The sequence below is a fragment of the Microbacterium amylolyticum genome (genome assembly GCF_011046975.1).
In the GTDB taxonomy this organism is placed as follows: Bacteria; Actinomycetota; Actinomycetes; order Actinomycetales; family Microbacteriaceae; genus Microbacterium; species Microbacterium amylolyticum.
This window is the reverse complement of the sequence record NZ_CP049253.1, coordinates 1,933,732-1,950,016: the sequence shown is the minus strand read 5'-3', so window position 1 is coordinate 1,950,016 and position 16,285 is coordinate 1,933,732. Positions and strand designations below refer to the sequence as shown.

The window sequence follows — 16,285 nt, the reverse complement described above, 5'->3', positions numbered from 1 at the left end:
AGAAAGTCGTTCCTGCACGACCGACGAATGTCGGAGGGGTGAACCATGATGGGGTGATGGACGTTCTCGATCGGTTCGGCGAGGCCACGCGGGCGTGGTTTCGCGGAGCCTTCGCCGCGCCAACAGACGCACAGGCGGGGGCATGGCAGGCCATCTCGCAGGGGCGGCACGCCCTCGTCGTGGCGCCGACCGGATCAGGAAAGACCCTGTCGGCCTTCCTCTGGGCGATCGACAGCATCTTTCAGGGCGACGCCGAACACCCTCTGCCGGGGTTTACGGGCGTCGAGGTGGCGAAGAAGCGCCGCACGAAGGTGCTCTACGTGTCGCCGCTCAAAGCTCTCGGGGTAGACGTCGAGCGCAACCTTCAGTCACCGCTCGTCGGCATCACGCAGGCCGCCAAACGCCTCGGCGTGGATCCTCCCGCCGTTTCGGTGGGGGTGCGATCGGGCGATACACCGTCGAACGAGCGTCAGAAGCTCATACGCGATCCTCCCGACATCCTCATCACCACGCCCGAGTCCCTGTACCTCATGCTCACGTCCAGTGCGCGGGAGACGCTGCGCGAGGTGCGCACCGTCATCGTCGACGAGATTCATGCCGTTGCCGCGTCCAAGCGCGGCGCACACTTGGCTGTTTCCCTCGAACGGCTCGATGATCTCGCGGATTCCCCGGTTCAGCGCATTGGCCTCTCAGCCACCGTGCGCCCCATCGACGAAGTGGCTCGCTTTCTCGGCGGCGCGGCGCCCGTCGACATCGTCGCTCCCCCGGCGTCGAAAACCTTCGACCTCGCCGTCCGCGTTCCCGTCGACGACATGCTCAATCCTCCCGCTACCGGCGGAGCGTCTCCCCGCACCGATTTGGCGGGGGCATCGGAGCCGGAAGACGATCGCTTCTGGGAAGACTCTGCCCCGTCGCCGCAGGCCACGGAGGTCACGGGATCCATCTGGCCGCACGTCGAAGAAGCCATTGTCGATCGCGTTCTCGAAAACCGCTCAACGATCGTATTCGCCAATTCCCGCCGGTTGGCCGAGCGCCTCACGGGCCGGCTCAACGAGATCGCGGCCGAGCGCGCCGAAGACGATCTTCCTTCGCCGCAGAAGGCCGCGCTGGTCGGTTCCACCACCGGCGAAACGGCTGGCGCTCCCCCTCTTCTGGCGAAGGCACACCACGGTTCCGTGTCCAAAGAGCAACGTGCGATTGTCGAGGAGGAGCTCAAATCGGGAACGCTGCGCTGCGTTGTGGCCACCAGCAGCCTCGAGCTCGGCATCGACATGGGAGCCGTCGATCTCGTGATCCAGGTGGAGTCTCCGCCCAGTGCCGCCAGCGGCCTGCAGCGCGTCGGTCGTGCCGGCCACCAGGTGGGCGAGATCAGCCGCGCCGATCTGTTCCCCAAGCACCGCGGTGATCTGCTGCACACCGCCGTTGTCACCGAACGCATGCTTCAGGGACAGATCGAGTCGATCGCGGTTCCGAAGAATCCTCTCGACATCCTCGCGCAGCAGACGGTGGCGGCGTCCGCGCTCGATTCCGTCGACGTGGAGCGCTGGTACGAAACGGTGCGACGGAGCGCGCCGTTTCGTGATCTGCCGCGCAGCGCCTTCGAAGCCACGCTCGATCTGCTGGCCGGCCGCTATCCCTCGGACGAGTTCGCCGAGCTCCGTCCCCGCATCGTGTGGGATCGCGACCGCGGTGTGTTTGAGGGGCGACCCGGCGCACAGCGTCTGGCCGTGACGAGCGGCGGCACAATTCCCGACCGCGGCCTGTTTGGCGTCTTCGTCGCCGGCGAGACCACCGGAGCGCGCGTCGGAGAACTCGACGAAGAGATGGTGTACGAGTCGCGCGTCAATGATGTCTTCGCTCTCGGCACCACCAGCTGGCGGATCGTCGAGATCACCCACGACAGGGTCAACGTCGTTCCCGCATACGGTCAGCCGGGTCGTGTGCCGTTCTGGCACGGCGACGGCATCGGGCGTCCCGCCGAGCTCGGCGAGGCGCTCGGTCGCTTCACGCGCGAGATTGCGGGCGCCTCCCCCGAGGCCGCACACGATCGCCTGTCCGCTGCGGGGCTCGACGATAACGCCCGCCAGAACCTGCTCACGCATCTCGCGGAACAGCGCGAGGCAACGGGAACCCTGCCCACCGATCTGGCGCTGACGGTCGAACGCGGCCGCGACGAGGTGGGCGACTGGCGAATCATCCTGCATTCCCCATACGGAATGAAGGTGCACGCACCTTGGGCGCTCGCCGTCAGCGCGCGCATTCGCGAACGCCTCGGCCTTGATGGTTCGGCCGTTGCCAGCGACGACGGCATCGTCGCCCGCATTCCCGACGCCGACTCCGATCCGCCCGGCGCCGAGCTATTTGTCTTCGACCCGGATGAGCTCGAACAGATCGTCACGGACGAAGTCGGCGGCTCGGCCCTGTTCGCCGGCCGTTTCCGCGAGAGCGCGGCACGAGCGCTTCTGATGCCGCGGCTGCACCCAGGAAAGAGGATGCCGCTGTGGCAGCAGCGTCAACGGTCAGCCGCGCTTCTCGAGGTGGCGCGCGGATATCCGACATTCCCCGTAATTCTCGAAACGCTGCGCGAAGTCCTCCAGGACGTCTACGATCTGCCCGCGTTGGTGCGGATTGTGCGCGGCATCGGCGAACGCCGCATCCGCATCGTTGAGTCCGAGCCATCCCAGCCATCGCCCTTCGCCCGCGATCTGCTGTTCGGCTACGTCGGCGCCTTTATGTACGAGGGCGATTCGCCTCTCGCCGAACGCCGCGCCGCCGCCCTCTCGGTCGACCCCGCTCTTCTCGGAGAGCTTCTCGGCCGCGTCGAGATGCGTGAACTGCTCGATCCCGATGTTCTCGCCCAGTACGAGCTCGAGGTGCAGCGTCTCGCCACGGATGGACGCGCGCGCGGGGCCGAGGGGGTTGCCGATCTGCTGCGGCTTCTGGGCCCGCTGGATGCCCACGAGGTGGCCGATCGGCTCGCTCCTGCCGAAGCGGGCGCCGACGAAGGCACCGCAACGCGTCAATCACACGCCGAACAGCACCTCGCGGCTCTCCTCGCCGCCAAACGCGCCATCCGCGTCAACATCGCCGGCGCCCAGCGCTACGCCGCCATTGAAGATGCCGGGCGGCTCCGCGATGCGCTCGGAACCGCCCTCCCGATCGGAGTACCGGTCGCCTTCACGGAACCGGTCGCCGACCCGCTCGGCGATCTCGTCAGCCGCTTCGCCCGCACGCACGGCCCCTTCGCGGTGGCACAGGTGGCGGCCCGCCTCGGCATCGGACAGGCTGTCGCCCGTCACACCCTGCAGCGCCTCGAATCGCAGGGCAGGGTCATGAGCGGCTTCTTCCTGCCGGAGGGGGCCTCCGCCTCGCTCACGGACGAGGCGGAGTGGTGCGATACCGAGGCGCTTCGGCGCATCCGGATGCGATCGCTCGCCGCCTTGCGCGGTTCGATCGAGCCCGTCTCCCCCGATGCCTTCGCCCGCTTTCTGCCGTCGTGGCAGCACGTCGGCGGCCGCCTGGAAGGGCTGGACGGTGTCCTCGAAGTTGTCGAGCAGCTGGCGGGCATCCCCATTCCGGCCAGCGCCTGGGAATCGCTCGTCCTGCCCGCTCGTGTGCGCGATTACGCCCCGGCTCTTCTCGACCAGCTCACCGCGTCCGGGGAGGTCGCCTGGTCCGGGCACGGGCAGATCGCCGGCCGGGATGGCTGGATCGCCCTGCACCCCGGCGAGGGTGTTGCCCTCACTATCGAACCGTCTGATGTGACAATCGATGCCGGTTCCCTCGACGCGAGCGTCTTGCAGGTGCTGCAACGCGGCGGCGCGTTTTTCTCCGGGCAGATCACGCAGATGCTCGAGGCGACGATGCCGCCGGACGAGGCCGCAACCATCACGTCGGTAGCCGTGACCGAAGCGCTGTGGCGGCTGGTGTGGGCGGGTTGTGTCACCAACGACACGTTCTCTCCCATCCGATCGCTCCTGTCGAGCGGCTCACAGTCACATAAGACCACCCGGCGCGCTCCCCGGACGCGCTCGCTGCGATCCCGGGTATCGTTCACGTCCTCCCCCGCGCCACAGCCCACGCGCACCTCTCCCCTGGGCGGGCGATGGTCGGCGCTCCCCCTGCCCGACACCGATCTGGCTGCGCGCGCTGCCACCCACGCGTCGATCCTGCTCGATCGCTATGGCGTCGTCACCCGCGGTTCCGTTCATACCGAGGGCTCCCCCGGCGGCTTCGCACAGGCCTACCGCACGCTGGCCACGTTCGAAGATGCCGGCCACTGCCGCCGCGGTTATCTGATCGAGGGCCTGGGGGCCGCGCAGTTCGCCACGTCACCCACAATTGATCGCCTGCGCACGTTCTCGGCCGTTCCCGATCCGGCGCCCCTCTCAGCGCGGGTTCTCGCGGCGACGGATCCCGCAAATCCCTATGGTGCGGCGCTCCCCTGGCCCGACTTAGAAGACATCACACACCGTCCCGGTCGTAAGGCCGGCGCGATCGTGGTGCTCATTGACGGACATCTCACGCTGTATCTGGAGCGCGGTGGCCGCACCGTTTTGTCTTTCACTGACGACGACCAGCTCCTCGCGGCAACAGCACAGGGGCTCACCGAGACGGCGCGGGAACGCAGCCTGGAGACCCTCACGATCGAGAAAGTCAACGGAGTGTTCATCTACCAAGCTCCTCTGGCCCGCCACCTGCGCTCGGCCGGTTTCGTCGAATCCACGAAGGGCCTCACCTTGCGCAAGGAGATGCGGCGTGCCTGAGGGCGATACGGCGCATCGCACCGCGCGGCGCCTCCACGAAGTCCTCGCGGGCGACGTTGTCACGCGTTTCCAGCTGCGCGTCCCCCACGCGGCCACCGCCGATCTCGCGGGGCACACGGCCGAAAGCGTTCGAGCGGTGGGCAAGCACATTTTGCACCGAATCGGCGAGTGGACGCTGCACACCCATCTGCGGATGGAGGGCCAGTGGCATGCCTACCGCCCCGGCGACGCGTGGAAACGGCCGGCATTTCAGGCGCGTGCCATCGTCGACACCGAGCGGTGGAACACCGTCGGCTTCGACCTGGGCATCGTCGATCTCGTTCCGCGCGAACGGGAGCACGAGATCACCGATCCCCTCGGTCCCGACCCGCTCTCTGACACCTGGGACGCAGGCGCGGCACGTCGCCGTCTCACCCGTGATCACCGCGCCGCGCACGTCGCCCTGCTCGACCAGTCGAACGTGGCGGGCTTCGGCAACGAATACGTCAACGAGCTGCTGTTCCTGCGCGCGGTCGATCCGCAAACACCGATGTCCGATGTCGATATCGCGCCGCTGCTCGACCTCGGCGTCCGTGCGATGCGGCGCAACGTTCTTCTCCCCGTGCGCAATTTCACGGGCGACGCCCGGCGCGGGAAGGATCACTGGGTGTACGGACGCACGGGAAAGCCGTGCCGGCGATGCGGCACGGTGATCCGCGAGACCACGCTTGGCGCCCGTCCCGAAACCGGTCGGCGGGTGTTTTGGTGTCCCACGTGTCAGCCGTAGGCGCTCACGATTCGATCCACAGCCGGCGGTAGTAGGCCATCCGTTCCGGATCCGCCTCGATCCCGTATCCGTCCAGCACGGCCCGGGTGTAGTCGGCGCACAGGCGTCGCCGTGACACACGACGAGCAGATCGTCTTGCGGGCGAGCCAGCTCAAGCTCATGGCGGGTTCCGACGTCGCTCACCTGTGCCAGGCGGTCATCGATGCTCCGTGTCCACGGGCAGTCCTCAACCGGCAGCGCATCGTGCAGCGCGCGCAGCCCTGCTCCGAGCGCCGCGCACGCGGCGGCGGCACGGCCCAACCAGGGCTCATTGACGACGCTTGTGCCCGCGATGGTTTCGGTGACGAGAACCTGCTCCGCGCCGTGCGTGATCAGATCGATCGCGCACGGAACAGGGATATACGCCGCTGCCCAACGCAAGCGATCGGCTTCTCCGGCAGGTCCGCTGCGTCGTCGCTCACCACACGATTCACCCTATGCCTGCGCGAGCACGGTCACACATCGCAGGATTTCCGCCATCGTCACCGCTCATTCTTGGTTGATGCGTCGCCGCCCCCTACTCTCGGGTCATGACTTCATCCGCAGACATCGCCGCGCACTACCGCGCGAAGCTCGCGTTCGAAACCGACCCCGCAGACGTCTACGCCGCGCAGAAGGCGGGCGAGCGTTTCGTACTGGTGGATACGCGCTCCGCCGAGGCATGGGCGCAGGGCCGGGCGAAGGGGGCCGTCCACTTGCCCACTCGTGCGATCGCCGAGCGCGCCGCCGCCGAGATTCCCGAGGACACCGCCGTTGTGGTCTACTGCTGGAGCCCCGGGTGCAACGGCGGCGACAAGGCCGCGCTGCTGTTCGCCGAACGCGGGTATGACGTGAAGCTGATGATCGGCGGCTTCGAGTACTGGGCACGCGCGGGCTACCCCGTTGTCACCGACGAGGGGGAGTCGCGCGGCCCGATCGACCCGCTGACGGGAGTGGTGGCGTAGCGCTACGCGTTCGGGTGCTCGTGCCGCGGGGCGGCGAGCGCACCGGCGAGGTGATCGGCGGCATTGCCCCATCGGGACACCGTGATGTCAGACAGGCCCTGCCACTCGGCCGCGCGGCGAAGTTCGGCCGCAACGAGTTCGGCGTCCTGCGCGCCCGCGTGGTCTTCCCACCATGCCGACTGCACCCGCAGCGTGGAAGCGGCGCGGTCGGCCTTGAGGTCGATACGCGCGGCGACGCGGTCGCCGACGACAACGGGCAGTGAGTAGTAGCCGTACTGGCGCTTCTGCGGCGGCACGTAGATTTCGATGCGGTAGTGAAAATCGAACATGCGATGCGCCCGATCGCGAAACCACACAACGGGATCGAACGGCGTGAGCAGGGTGGCTCCGGAGACGCGTCGAGGGATGCGCGCGTCTCGGTGCAGCCACGCGGGAACGGGACGGCCGGCGGTAGTGTGCCACCCGTCGACCTCAACGGGAAGAAGCTCCCCCTCTTCTACGAGCTGATCGACGGCCGCGCGCACGAGTGACTGGCTGCGCAGACGGTAGTAGTCGTTGAGATCGGCGATCGTCGAGACTCCGTAAGCGCGGGATGCGCGCCGCACGAGCTCGAGCGCCGCCGCCTCGCGCGACACCTGCTGATCGAGAAGAGGGGCGGGAACCACCTGCTCGGCGAGGCCATACACGCGCTCGAAGCCATCGCGGCGGGCGACGGCCACATCACCGAAGCGCCACATCATCTCGAGCGCCTGTTTCGCATGGTCCCAGTCCCACCAGGGCCCCCGGTCGGCACGGCGGGCGACCGATTCGATCTCGCTGGGTTTGAGTGGTCCGCGATCGCGTAGCTCGGCGCGCACGCTGTCGATCACGCGAGAGTTCTCGTGCACCCATGTTCCCTCTGCGGCGTAGCGCTGGCGGTTGCCATCGCGCCGAAACTGCCACAGCGGCCAGTCGTTGATGGGGAGGAAGGTGGCCTCGTGCGCGACGTACTCGACATAGCGGGGATCGCGCGCGCGACCCATCAGAAGCTGGTCAAGGGCACCGCGATCGTACGCACCGATACGCGAGAACAGGGGCATGTAGTGCGACCGCGCAAAGACGTTAACGGAGTCGATCTGCAGCACCCCCATGCGGGCGACGGCGCCGGTCATGGCCCGCGTCGTTCCGCCCGTTCGCGGGCCTCCGATTCCCTGCCCGGCCAGGCCAGCGCGCCGTGCCTCACCTGCCGACAGCCTCGTCTTCACCATGGCATCCACGCTACTGGCCACCCCCGACAGGACAATGACCGCTCACAGCAGCCCCATAGGCGCCGCTCATCACGTGCATCATGCTGTGCGTCACCATGGGGATATCCATGCACGGGAATACCTGACGAACAGTCATCGTTGACCCAAATGTCCCATTCCACCCGACCCATCGGAAGGACACCGTGGGAAAGAACTACATCGACATCGAAGACGACCAGGGCGGAACGCTGCGCTACCGCAAGCACGCCAACGGACGCGGACTCGTCGCGCACGGCGCCAAGGTCTCCCCCAAGGCGCGCGTCGAAGCCGGCGCCTACGTCGAGCCGAACGCGCGTGTTCTTGACGGCGCGCGGATCGCCGCTGGCGCGTGGATCGAACCGGGCGCCGTCATCGGCCCCGGAGCAACGATCGACGCGGGCGCCCACATCGGCCGCGGCGCTGCCGTCGGCCCCAAAGCAAAGATCGGCGTGCGCACGAACGTCGGTAGCGGCGCACAGATCGCCGGCGGATCCTTGATCGGCGACGACGAGGTCATCCTCGAGGGTGAACGCGTCGCCACCGACCGGCGAGGTTTCCGCCTCGCGGCGTAACCCGCCACACCACACTCGAAGGGCTGCCCGGTTCCTCCCCTGACGGGTAGCCCTTCGTGCCTCCACAGCCGCCTCACTCGCCGGGGCCCGTACTCTGGTGCCATGGCGCAGAAGAGGGCTCAGCGAGGTAGTCGGCCGAAACGTGTCATCGTGACGAAGCCGGCTACCAAGGCAAAAGCCCCGCAGAAGGCGCAACAGAAGGCCCCGCGTCCCGCGCGGCTGGAGCCTTTTCGGCTTGGAACGATCCCCGGGGCGATGCCGGGAAAGTGGGTGTCGCGCTGGAAGCAGCAGCGCCCCCAACAGCGCATCGAACTGATCCCGCTGGACGTTCCCGAGCAGGAACGCGCGCTTCGCGACGGCACCGTTGACGCGGCGATCTGCCGCATGCCTCTCGGCGGCGACGATCTTCACGTCATCGATCTGTACGAGGAGATTCCCGTTGTGGTGATGAGCGCCGATTCACACCTGTGCGCCGCAGAGACTCTCACGGCGGATGATCTCTCGGGCGAGGTTCTCATCGTTCCCCGCGACGATGTTCTGGGGCCGCTCGGCCTGTCCACCATCGAGCCATCCTTCGCCCCTCTGGACACAACGGCAGACGCGATTGCGACCGTTGCCACGGGGGTCGGCATTGCGGTGGTGCCACAATCCCTCGCCCGGTTGCATCGCCGCAAAGATGTGGAGCAGCGTCCCCTTGCCGGCGGACCGGAGCTTCCCGTCGTCCTGGCGTGGTTGCGCGATCGCGATGCCGAGGATACGCAGGTTTTCGTCGGGATCACGCGCGGGCGCACCTCCCGCTCGTCCCGCTAGAACAGCGAAGAAGGCCGCCTCCGTGTGACACAGAGGCGGCCTTCTTCGTTGTTGGGGTGAGATTATTCGTCTATGTCCCCCTCGGGATAGGCGTCCACCTCGGGCTTGGCCATGAGGAAGCCGACGCTTCCGAGCAGCCCACCCCAGACGACAACGGCCGAAATCACGAGGAAAATAACCGAGATCGGAGTCATCGGCGGCCTCCCTTCACATCAAGCGACGCGGTCGACGGCCAGGCATCGAAGTTGTCGGGGTCGTGGCGCCAGCGGACGAGCGGGAGCACAATCGCTGCCACGAGCATCAGGGCGACAATGCCCCAGCCCGCGATGCCGAGGTACCAACCGGGGTAGCCCTCATAGCCGTTCTGAATCAGATCGACGATGCGCGCAATGAGGATGTACGCCAGAACGGCGGGCGCGAGGATTCCGGTGAAGAAGATCCATGCGCGTCCCACGCGGAACGTGGAGACGGTGTTGAGGTGCGCGGCAAGCTCGCCGCCCTTGCCCTTCACCCAGATGACGACAACGCTCATCACGACCGCCGAGGCGACAATGCCGATGTTGTTGGACCACTGGTCGATGGTGTCGAGCGCGATGAGGCCCGTCGTCGTCCCGAGGAGCACGACCGACAGCAGCGCCAGCACGCCAACGCTCGCAACGGCCTGGATGCGCGAAAGAGCGAACTTGTCGCGCAACGCGGCGATGACCACTTCGAGAATCGAGATGAGCGATGTCAGGCCGGCCAGAACAAGGGTTCCGAAGAACAGTGCACCGGCCCATCCGCCGCCCGGCATCTCGCTGACGATCGCGGGGAAGGTCATAAAGGCCAGGCCGACGCCCGTGAGGCCCTCGAGCTGGTCGACCGTCGTTCCGTGCGTGAAGGCGAAGAATCCAAGCGTCGCAAAAACACCGATTCCGGCGAGGATCTCGAACGAGGAGTTCCCGAACGCAACAACCAGTCCGGCGCCGGTCATATTCGACTTGCGACGACGATACGACGCGTAGGTGATCATGATGCCGAAGGCGATCGACAGCGAGAAGAACACCTGTCCGTATGCCGCGATCCACACGCCGGGGTTGGCCAGGGCCGAGAAGTCGGGGGTGAAGAAGGCAGTGAGACCGTCGAGCGCTCCCGGCAGGAACAGGGCGCGGATGACCAGGGCGAGGAACGTGACCGCGAGCAGCGGGATGATGATGATGTTCGCGCGCTGAACGCCCTTAACAACACCCGCGCCCAGAATCAGCAGCACCGCCACCCACATGATGACCAGCGGAATCAGAACGCCGGGTACGAAGTCCAGGGTGAACACCGAGCCGTCGGTGGGCATCTGCAGATAGTCGCTGACAAAGAATCCCGTGGTGTCTTCTCCCCATTTCTCGTTGAAGGAGAACACGAAGTAACTGGCCGCCCAGGCCAGAACACCCGTGTAGTAGATGGCGATAACGGCCGTGATCGCCACCTGGAACCAGCCGATGCCCTCGCCGAACTTTCCGGCGATGCGGCGAAGCGCGAGCGGGGCGGAGCCGCGGCCGCGGTGGCCGATCGCATAGTCGAGGAACAGAATCGGGATTCCCGCGGTGAGCAGCGCGACCAGATACGGGATGAGGAACGCGCCTCCGCCCGACTCGTAAGCGACGCCGGGGAAGCGCCAGATGTTGCCGAGCCCGACAGCGGATCCGATGGCGGCCAGGATGAATCCGACCTGCCCCGTCCACTGTTCACGCTGGGGGACGGCAGACGCCGATGATGGGGCTCGCGACATGGTGCTCCTCGATCGCGGACGATGTAACACGGGCAGCCGGTGCCGCGGTGCGTCAAAAGCGTACGCGTTTCCGCGCAAATGTCGAGGTCTGCTCGCTGTTCGCGCGCGTCACGCGCCGAATCGAGCAGTGTGATCAGTCGCCTGCCAACGCGATCCTCTCGTCCACATACTCGCTGAAGGGCATGAGAAATCCGGCCGGCGACCAGCGCACCATGATCCTGTCGTCCCGCCAGCTGAGTGGTCCGTCGGCCCCACCCACACTGACCGCCGCAACGTCGATCTCTTCCCAGTCGATATGACACGTCTCGCCGTCGGCAAAGCCGCCCCGGAATGCCATGCCGCTCATATAGGCCCGCACCCGTTGGGATTCCGCGGTGAATCCGCGGCGCTCATCGGGTGCCGCGCGAATGATGTCGCCCGTTGCCCACAGTTTCTCCTGCCCGATCAGCACAACGCCCAGATGATGGGCGCGGGCGACGGGCTCGATCACCGGTTTGCCGCCGAACGCACGCGCAACCATGCGCGCCCGCCTCCCGAGGCCCAGCCGCACCGTGGGAACATCCCGCAGGCGTGCGCGCGCATCGCCGAGAATCGCCGCCAGATCGTCCATGCCGTCAGTATGACGCCCAGACCTCGTCGGCGATCTCGCGGACGAGGCGTACCTTGGCCCACTGCTCGTCTTCTGTGAGGACGTTGCCCTCTTCCGTCGACGCGAAACCGCACTGCGGCGACAGCGCCAGCTGCTCGATCGGCGCGAACTCCGCGGCTTCGCGAATGCGGTCCGCGATCTCTTCCTTCGCTTCGAGCTCGCCCGACTTCGTGGTGACCAGGCCGAGGACAACGGTCTGTGCGCCGGGGCGCAGATAGCGCAGGGGCTCGAAGCCACCGGCACGATCGCTGTCGTACTCGAGGAAGAAGCCGTCGTAGTTCGTGGCGAAGAGATGCTCGGCGATCGGCTCGTAGCCGCCCGATGAGATCCAGGTGGATCGGAAGTTCCCGCGACAGATGTGGGTCGTCACAACGAGATCGTCGGGCTTCCCGTCGAGCACGCGGTTGAGCATGTCGCGGTAACGCTCACCGAGGCCGTCGGTTTCGATGCCGCGCTCCGAGCGGGCACGCTCCAGCTCGGAATCGCTGCACAGGTATGCCCATGCCGTGTCGTCGAACTGCAGGTATCGGCATCCCTCGGCGTAGAACGCTGCGATGGCATCGCGGTAGGCCTGAACGAGGTCGTCGACGTAGTCATCGCGGGTCTCGTACTCCGCCGCAACGATGTTGTCGGGCTCAACCCGGAAGTCGAGAACCGTTGGCGCCGGGATCGTCTGCTTCGGTGTGACACCGGCGGCCTCGGCCACCGGCTTCAGCGCGCGCCAGTGCGCAAGCATCGGGTGGTTGCCGAACGCGATGCGGCCGTTGACCTGCACGGCGCGCTGTTTGGTCTGCGCGCCCTGGAAGGGAAGACCGTGATCGGTGTCGACGATGTCGACCCCCTCGAGGCCGCCGAAGAAGTCGAAGTGCCACCATGCACGACGGAACTCTCCATCGGTCGCGACCGCGAGCCCCGCCTCGGCCTGGCTGGCAACGAGAGCGGCGATCTCTGTGTCCTCGACGGCGCGCAGCGCCTCATCGCCTGCCGTGTCCGCAGACAGGCGCGCCCTGGCCTGCTTAATCGATTCGGGACGCAGAAAGGAACCGACGAGGTCGGCTCGGAAGGGAGGGTTGACGCTCATGCGCACAAAGGTACGCGCACGGCGCATCTACGCGGGAATCACTATTCACAATAGGTTCATGCACGGATGGTCTCGCTGAGACCCGCGCGCAACAGTTGCAACGGGGAGGCGATACGGGCAACAGGGTCTTCGCTGCCGCGGATTTCACGGTGCAGGCGTTCCATGCGTTCGTCCAGATCGCTCGCGGTGATTGCCGCGGCGTGCAGATCGTCGAGAAGGTGCTGGGGAACGCGCTTTTCGTACTTGTAGTAGATCTTGTGCTCGAGGCTGGCCCAGAAATCCATGGCGATCGTGCGGAACTGAACTTCTACCGGAACCCGAACCGTGCCGCGGGGCAGAAAGACGGGAATCTGGATGATGGCGTGCAGGCTCTTATATCCGTTGGACTTGGGGTTGGCGATGTAGTCCTTTACAACGAGCACGTCCACGTCGTCCTGGCGGCTGAGCAGGTCGAACAACCGGTACGCGTCGCTGACGAAACTACAGGTGACCCGCACACCCGCGATGTCGGTGATGTGCTCGCGGATCGCCTCGAACGAGGGCTCAACTCCCCGGCGCTCCACCTTGTCGATGATCGAGTCGACGCTCTTCACGCGGCTCGAGAGGTGCTCGACGGGGTTGTAGTCGTACTCGTGCTCGAAGTCGTCACGCAGGATCTCGAGCTTGGTCTCGATCTCTCGCATTCCGAATCGGTACTCGTTGAGGAAGCGCTGCATGTCGTCTCGCAACTCTCGCGCCAGGGCGATCGTCTGGTCGTCGACGGTGAGCTCAGTCATGGTTCGCACCCTACGGCCCCCGCCCATGCCCCGGCTATGGGTATCTATGCACAAGCTGTGAGTGGGGCTAGCGTCGAAGGGTGACGACACAGAACTCGCTGCGCCGCGCGCTCGCAGTCGCGGCCATCGCAATCGGCGCACCTTACGTTGTTGCCCTCGGAATCGTCACGGTCGTCTCGACGCTCGGCGGTGATGCCCGGAGCGCGATGTCGCTTCTCGCGATCAGCGGGCCCACGGCAGCGCTCGGGATTCTGGCCGCGTGGCCGTTGATGCGTCGCGTCACAACGCGCCAGCAGATCTATTGGCGGGCGTTGTCGGCATCAGTGATCGGGGTCGTCGGCGCGGCCATTGCTGTTGTGCTGATCGATGCTGTCCCGCGATCTAGTGTGGCGTCGGCACTTCTCGGGTTCGTGCCGGTGACGGCAATCGCTTCCGTATTGTTCATCGGCGGCGGCGGACCGTTGTGGATCGGCGCCGGTGCCATCGCCGCAGCAAAAACGGCGCGGATCACCCATGCACCCTTGTTGCGTCCGCACGGCACGGCGGTGCTGATCAGTGGAGCGGCCGCAGCGATCATCGGGGTGATGCTCGCCTGGATTCCGGGCCCAGATTCCGGCGTCTGCCCTGGCAGCGACCCTCAGCGCGGACCAACGGACCAAACGTGGCACGGGATTCCGCTTGGGTGGGGCTGCTACCCCTCGGATGTCACCGCCGTACCGAGCGCGCTCATTGCCTGCGGCATCGGTGCCGTGGCGCTGGGGGTCGCGATCATGATCGACTCGCGTACACGGTCAACCGTCCGCGATACCCCAGCCTCCGAGCCCGCTACCCCACCAGCTCGCTGACGAGCTTTTCGACGCGTTCGCGGATCTCGTCGCGCACACGGCGCACGTCGTCAAGGCGAAGGGTTTCGGGGTCGTCGAGCGACCAGTCTTCGTAGCGCTTGCCGGGGTAGATGGGGCAAGCGTCACCGCAGCCCATCGTGATCACGGCGTCGGCGGCGCGCACAACGTCGTCGGTCAGCGGCTTGGGGAACTCGGTTTCGAGATCAATCCCGAGCTCTTCGAGCACAGTGCGCACGCTGGGCAGAATGAATTCCCCCGGCTGCGATCCGGCAGAGCGCACGTGAACGCGATCACCCGCGATGTGCGCGGTGAGGGCCGCAGCCATCTGGGAACGACCGGAGTTCTGCACGCACACGTACAGCACCTCGGGGTGCGGCTTGGCGACGAGGCCCTGTGACTGACCGAGCGCCGTGAGACGGTCGCCGGCGAACTTCTCCGCGAGGGCGGGAAGCAGATCGGTCACGCGCGCCGAGCGGGCGAGCGCAGCATACGACTCGAACACGACGCGCTCCACCGTCTCGGGCCCGACGATGCCCTCGAAACGGTCGGCCAGTCGTTCTGCCGCGCGCGTCAGAACGGCGTGGGGGTCGAGAAGCCCGTGCGGCTGATCCATGATCGTCGGCTCAGGCCGCGACGGGGGCAATCTCGGCCACGAGGGCGTCGATGCGGGAGCGAATCTCGTCGCGGATCGGACGAACGGCGTCGATGCCCTGGCCTGCGGGGTCGTCAAGCTTCCAGTCTTCGTAGCGCTTGCCGGGGAAGATCGGGCAGGCGTCGCCGCAGCCCATCGTGATGACGACGTCCGATTCCTTGACGGCCTCGGTGGTGAGCACCTTGGGCGAGTTGCCGGCGATGTCGACACCGATCTCTGCCATGGCCTCGACCGCGACGGGGTTGATCTGGTCTTTGGGTGCGCTTCCGGCGGAGAGCACCTGAACGCGGTCCCCCGCGACGTGCTGGAGCCAGCCGGCGGCCATCTGCGAGCGTCCGGCGTTGTGCACGCAGACGAAAAGAACGGTGGGGGTGTGTGCCATGGTGGCCTCCTCGGGGTCACCCTAAGCATAGATTGCCATCTATGGATTGGGCAAGAACGCACGGTGAACGTTCGATGACGAACCTCACGCGGCCAGCATCTGCCCCAGAAGATCTCGCACCCGCGTGGCGACATCGTCGCGCACCCGCCGGAGGCCGTCTTCGGGCAGCGCCGCGATCTTGCCGAGATCCCAGTCGAGGTAGCGCTTGCCGGGGTACACCGGGCACGCATCACCGCACCCCATCGTGACAACAACATCAGCCGCGCGAACAACCTCATCCGTCAGCGGCTTGGGAAATTCCCCGCCCACCGGCACGCCAATCTCCCCGAGCACGCGCACGATCGCGCCAGAGAGTTCCGTGCCGGGTTCCGATCCGGCCGTGCGCACCCGCAACCGGTCACCTGAGAGGTGCCGGGCGATCGCCGCTGCCATCTGGGATCTGCCCGCATTGCCCACACACACGAACAGCAACTCGGGAATGCCGTCGCGGCGCCCCGCGCCGGCGTCGAGGCGGGACGCCGCAAACGCCGCGGCCTTCGCCCCGACCCGTTCGCGATGCCCCGCTGACGTCAGAAGTGCCACCGATTCATCGAGGCACGCGGCGACGGTTTCTCGCGCGTGGACGCCGGTAAAGCGCACGGCAAGGTCATCGATCGCCCGATCGCGATCGAACCTCTCCCCTGTCTCCACACCGACGAGGGCGGTGACACGGTCGCGCAGGGCGGGCACAACCGAGTACCAGACACGTCGCCCCTCTTTGACGCCCGCGACAACGCCCACCTCGGCGAGCGCCGCCAGATGGTGGCTCACGGTGGGCTGGCGCAGGCCGAGTTCGTTTGCGAGCGGCGTCACCGAGGCGCGTTGATCGGGACTCTCGAGGATCAAACGAAGAATCCGGGACCGCGTGGGATCAGCAACGGCGTACACGATCCGAGACTCATCCATAGGCGAGAGTCTATGCGTCACCGCTCAACGT

General features: G+C 66.6%; 15 protein-coding genes. 6 read left to right on the top strand and 9 right to left on the bottom strand.

The window, feature by feature from the left end:
* Window positions 1–53: 53 nt before the first annotated feature.
* From G6N81_RS09500 to G6N81_RS09490, 3 genes are all read left to right on the top strand, one after another.
* Complete coding sequence (locus G6N81_RS09500; RefSeq protein WP_165136083.1) at window positions 54–4,766, top strand: ATP-dependent helicase; 4,713 nt, start codon at window positions 54–56, stop codon at window positions 4,764–4,766.
* Complete coding sequence (locus G6N81_RS09495) at window positions 4,759–5,532, top strand: Fpg/Nei family DNA glycosylase (protein ID WP_165136081.1); 774 nt, start codon at window positions 4,759–4,761, stop codon at window positions 5,530–5,532. Before G6N81_RS09500 ends, G6N81_RS09495 begins: the two co-directional genes overlap by 8 nt.
* A gap of 569 nt (window positions 5,533–6,101) precedes the next feature.
* The gene (locus tag G6N81_RS09490) at window positions 6,102–6,515 is read left to right on the top strand and encodes a rhodanese-like domain-containing protein (protein WP_165136079.1); all 414 of its coding nucleotides are present in this window, start codon (window positions 6,102–6,104) and stop codon (window positions 6,513–6,515) included.
* A 2-nt stretch (window positions 6,516–6,517) separates the two neighbouring features.
* Here G6N81_RS09490 and G6N81_RS09485 read toward each other — a convergent pair whose 3' ends face one another.
* On the bottom strand, window positions 6,518–7,762 hold the full coding sequence (locus G6N81_RS09485; RefSeq protein WP_165136077.1) for a winged helix-turn-helix domain-containing protein: 1,245 nt from the start codon (window positions 7,760–7,762) through the stop codon (window positions 6,518–6,520).
* Between the two features lie 182 nt (window positions 7,763–7,944).
* Between G6N81_RS09485 and G6N81_RS09480 the strand changes: the two genes are divergently transcribed.
* Window positions 7,945–8,352: a transferase gene (locus tag G6N81_RS09480; protein ID WP_165136075.1), complete on the top strand. Its 408-nt coding sequence runs from the start codon at window positions 7,945–7,947 to the stop codon at window positions 8,350–8,352.
* Between the two features lie 150 nt (window positions 8,353–8,502).
* On the top strand, window positions 8,503–9,162 hold the full coding sequence (locus G6N81_RS09475) for a LysR family substrate-binding domain-containing protein (RefSeq protein WP_241244944.1): 660 nt from the start codon (window positions 8,503–8,505) through the stop codon (window positions 9,160–9,162).
* Window positions 9,163–9,224: 62 nt separating this feature from the next.
* Here the strand turns inward: G6N81_RS09475 and G6N81_RS09470 are convergent, their stop codons facing one another.
* The 5 genes from G6N81_RS09470 to G6N81_RS09450 form a co-directional block, all read right to left on the bottom strand.
* Complete coding sequence (locus tag G6N81_RS09470; RefSeq protein WP_165136071.1) at window positions 9,225–9,356, bottom strand: MetS family NSS transporter small subunit; 132 nt, start codon at window positions 9,354–9,356, stop codon at window positions 9,225–9,227.
* Window positions 9,353–10,924: a sodium-dependent transporter gene (locus G6N81_RS09465; RefSeq protein ID WP_165136069.1), complete on the bottom strand. Its 1,572-nt coding sequence runs from the start codon at window positions 10,922–10,924 to the stop codon at window positions 9,353–9,355. The genes G6N81_RS09470 and G6N81_RS09465 overlap by 4 nt, the downstream gene beginning before the upstream one ends.
* Window positions 10,925–11,057: 133 nt before the next feature.
* Complete coding sequence (locus G6N81_RS09460; RefSeq protein ID WP_165136067.1) at window positions 11,058–11,534, bottom strand: glutaminase; 477 nt, start codon at window positions 11,532–11,534, stop codon at window positions 11,058–11,060.
* A 4-nt stretch (window positions 11,535–11,538) separates the two neighbouring features.
* A complete protein-coding gene (locus G6N81_RS09455; RefSeq protein WP_165136065.1) occupies window positions 11,539–12,654 on the bottom strand; it encodes a 5-methyltetrahydropteroyltriglutamate--homocysteine S-methyltransferase in 1,116 nt (371 codons plus the stop codon).
* A gap of 56 nt (window positions 12,655–12,710) precedes the next feature.
* Window positions 12,711–13,430 carry a GTP pyrophosphokinase gene (locus G6N81_RS09450; RefSeq protein ID WP_165136063.1) on the bottom strand — a complete coding sequence of 240 codons (720 nt, stop codon included), beginning with the start codon at window positions 13,428–13,430 and terminating at the stop codon, window positions 12,711–12,713.
* Between the two features lie 80 nt (window positions 13,431–13,510).
* Here G6N81_RS09450 and G6N81_RS09445 point away from each other — a divergent pair, with 80 nt between their 5' ends.
* On the top strand, window positions 13,511–14,275 hold the full coding sequence (locus G6N81_RS09445; protein WP_165136061.1) for a hypothetical protein: 765 nt from the start codon (window positions 13,511–13,513) through the stop codon (window positions 14,273–14,275).
* On the opposite strand, the gene G6N81_RS09440 is transcribed toward G6N81_RS09445, so the two are convergent.
* The 3 genes from G6N81_RS09440 to G6N81_RS09430 all read right to left on the bottom strand — a co-directional run bounded on the left by G6N81_RS09440 (window position 14,256) and on the right by G6N81_RS09430 (window position 16,254).
* Complete coding sequence (locus G6N81_RS09440; RefSeq protein WP_165136059.1) at window positions 14,256–14,888, bottom strand: arsenate reductase ArsC; 633 nt, start codon at window positions 14,886–14,888, stop codon at window positions 14,256–14,258. The genes G6N81_RS09445 and G6N81_RS09440 overlap by 20 nt on opposite strands.
* A 10-nt stretch (window positions 14,889–14,898) precedes the next feature.
* A complete protein-coding gene (locus G6N81_RS09435) occupies window positions 14,899–15,309 on the bottom strand; it encodes an arsenate reductase ArsC (protein ID WP_165136057.1) in 411 nt (136 codons plus the stop codon).
* An 84-nt stretch (window positions 15,310–15,393) separates the two neighbouring features.
* The gene (locus tag G6N81_RS09430) at window positions 15,394–16,254 is read right to left on the bottom strand and encodes a metalloregulator ArsR/SmtB family transcription factor (RefSeq protein ID WP_165136055.1); all 861 of its coding nucleotides are present in this window, start codon (window positions 16,252–16,254) and stop codon (window positions 15,394–15,396) included.
* Window positions 16,255–16,285 lie beyond the last annotated feature (31 nt).

What these genes read in the sequence shown, in the direction of transcription:
- G6N81_RS09490 (WP_165136079.1), top strand. Translation starts at nt 6,102, where the DNA reads ATGACTTCATCCGCAGACATCGCCGCGCACTACCGCGCGAAGCTCGCG.
- G6N81_RS09485 (WP_165136077.1), bottom strand. Translation starts at nt 7,762, where the DNA reads ATGGTGAAGACGAGGCTGTCGGCAGGTGAGGCACGGCGCGCTGGCCTG.
- G6N81_RS09470 (WP_165136071.1), bottom strand. Translation starts at nt 9,356, where the DNA reads ATGACTCCGATCTCGGTTATTTTCCTCGTGATTTCGGCCGTTGTCGTC.
- G6N81_RS09465 (WP_165136069.1), bottom strand. Translation starts at nt 10,924, where the DNA reads ATGTCGCGAGCCCCATCATCGGCGTCTGCCGTCCCCCAGCGTGAACAG.
- G6N81_RS09460 (WP_165136067.1), bottom strand. Translation starts at nt 11,534, where the DNA reads ATGGACGATCTGGCGGCGATTCTCGGCGATGCGCGCGCACGCCTGCGG.
- G6N81_RS09455 (WP_165136065.1), bottom strand. Translation starts at nt 12,654, where the DNA reads ATGAGCGTCAACCCTCCCTTCCGAGCCGACCTCGTCGGTTCCTTTCTG.
- G6N81_RS09450 (WP_165136063.1), bottom strand. Translation starts at nt 13,430, where the DNA reads ATGACTGAGCTCACCGTCGACGACCAGACGATCGCCCTGGCGCGAGAG.
- G6N81_RS09440 (WP_165136059.1), bottom strand. Translation starts at nt 14,888, where the DNA reads ATGGATCAGCCGCACGGGCTTCTCGACCCCCACGCCGTTCTGACGCGC.
- G6N81_RS09435 (WP_165136057.1), bottom strand. Translation starts at nt 15,309, where the DNA reads ATGGCACACACCCCCACCGTTCTTTTCGTCTGCGTGCACAACGCCGGA.
- G6N81_RS09430 (WP_165136055.1), bottom strand. Translation starts at nt 16,254, where the DNA reads ATGGATGAGTCTCGGATCGTGTACGCCGTTGCTGATCCCACGCGGTCC.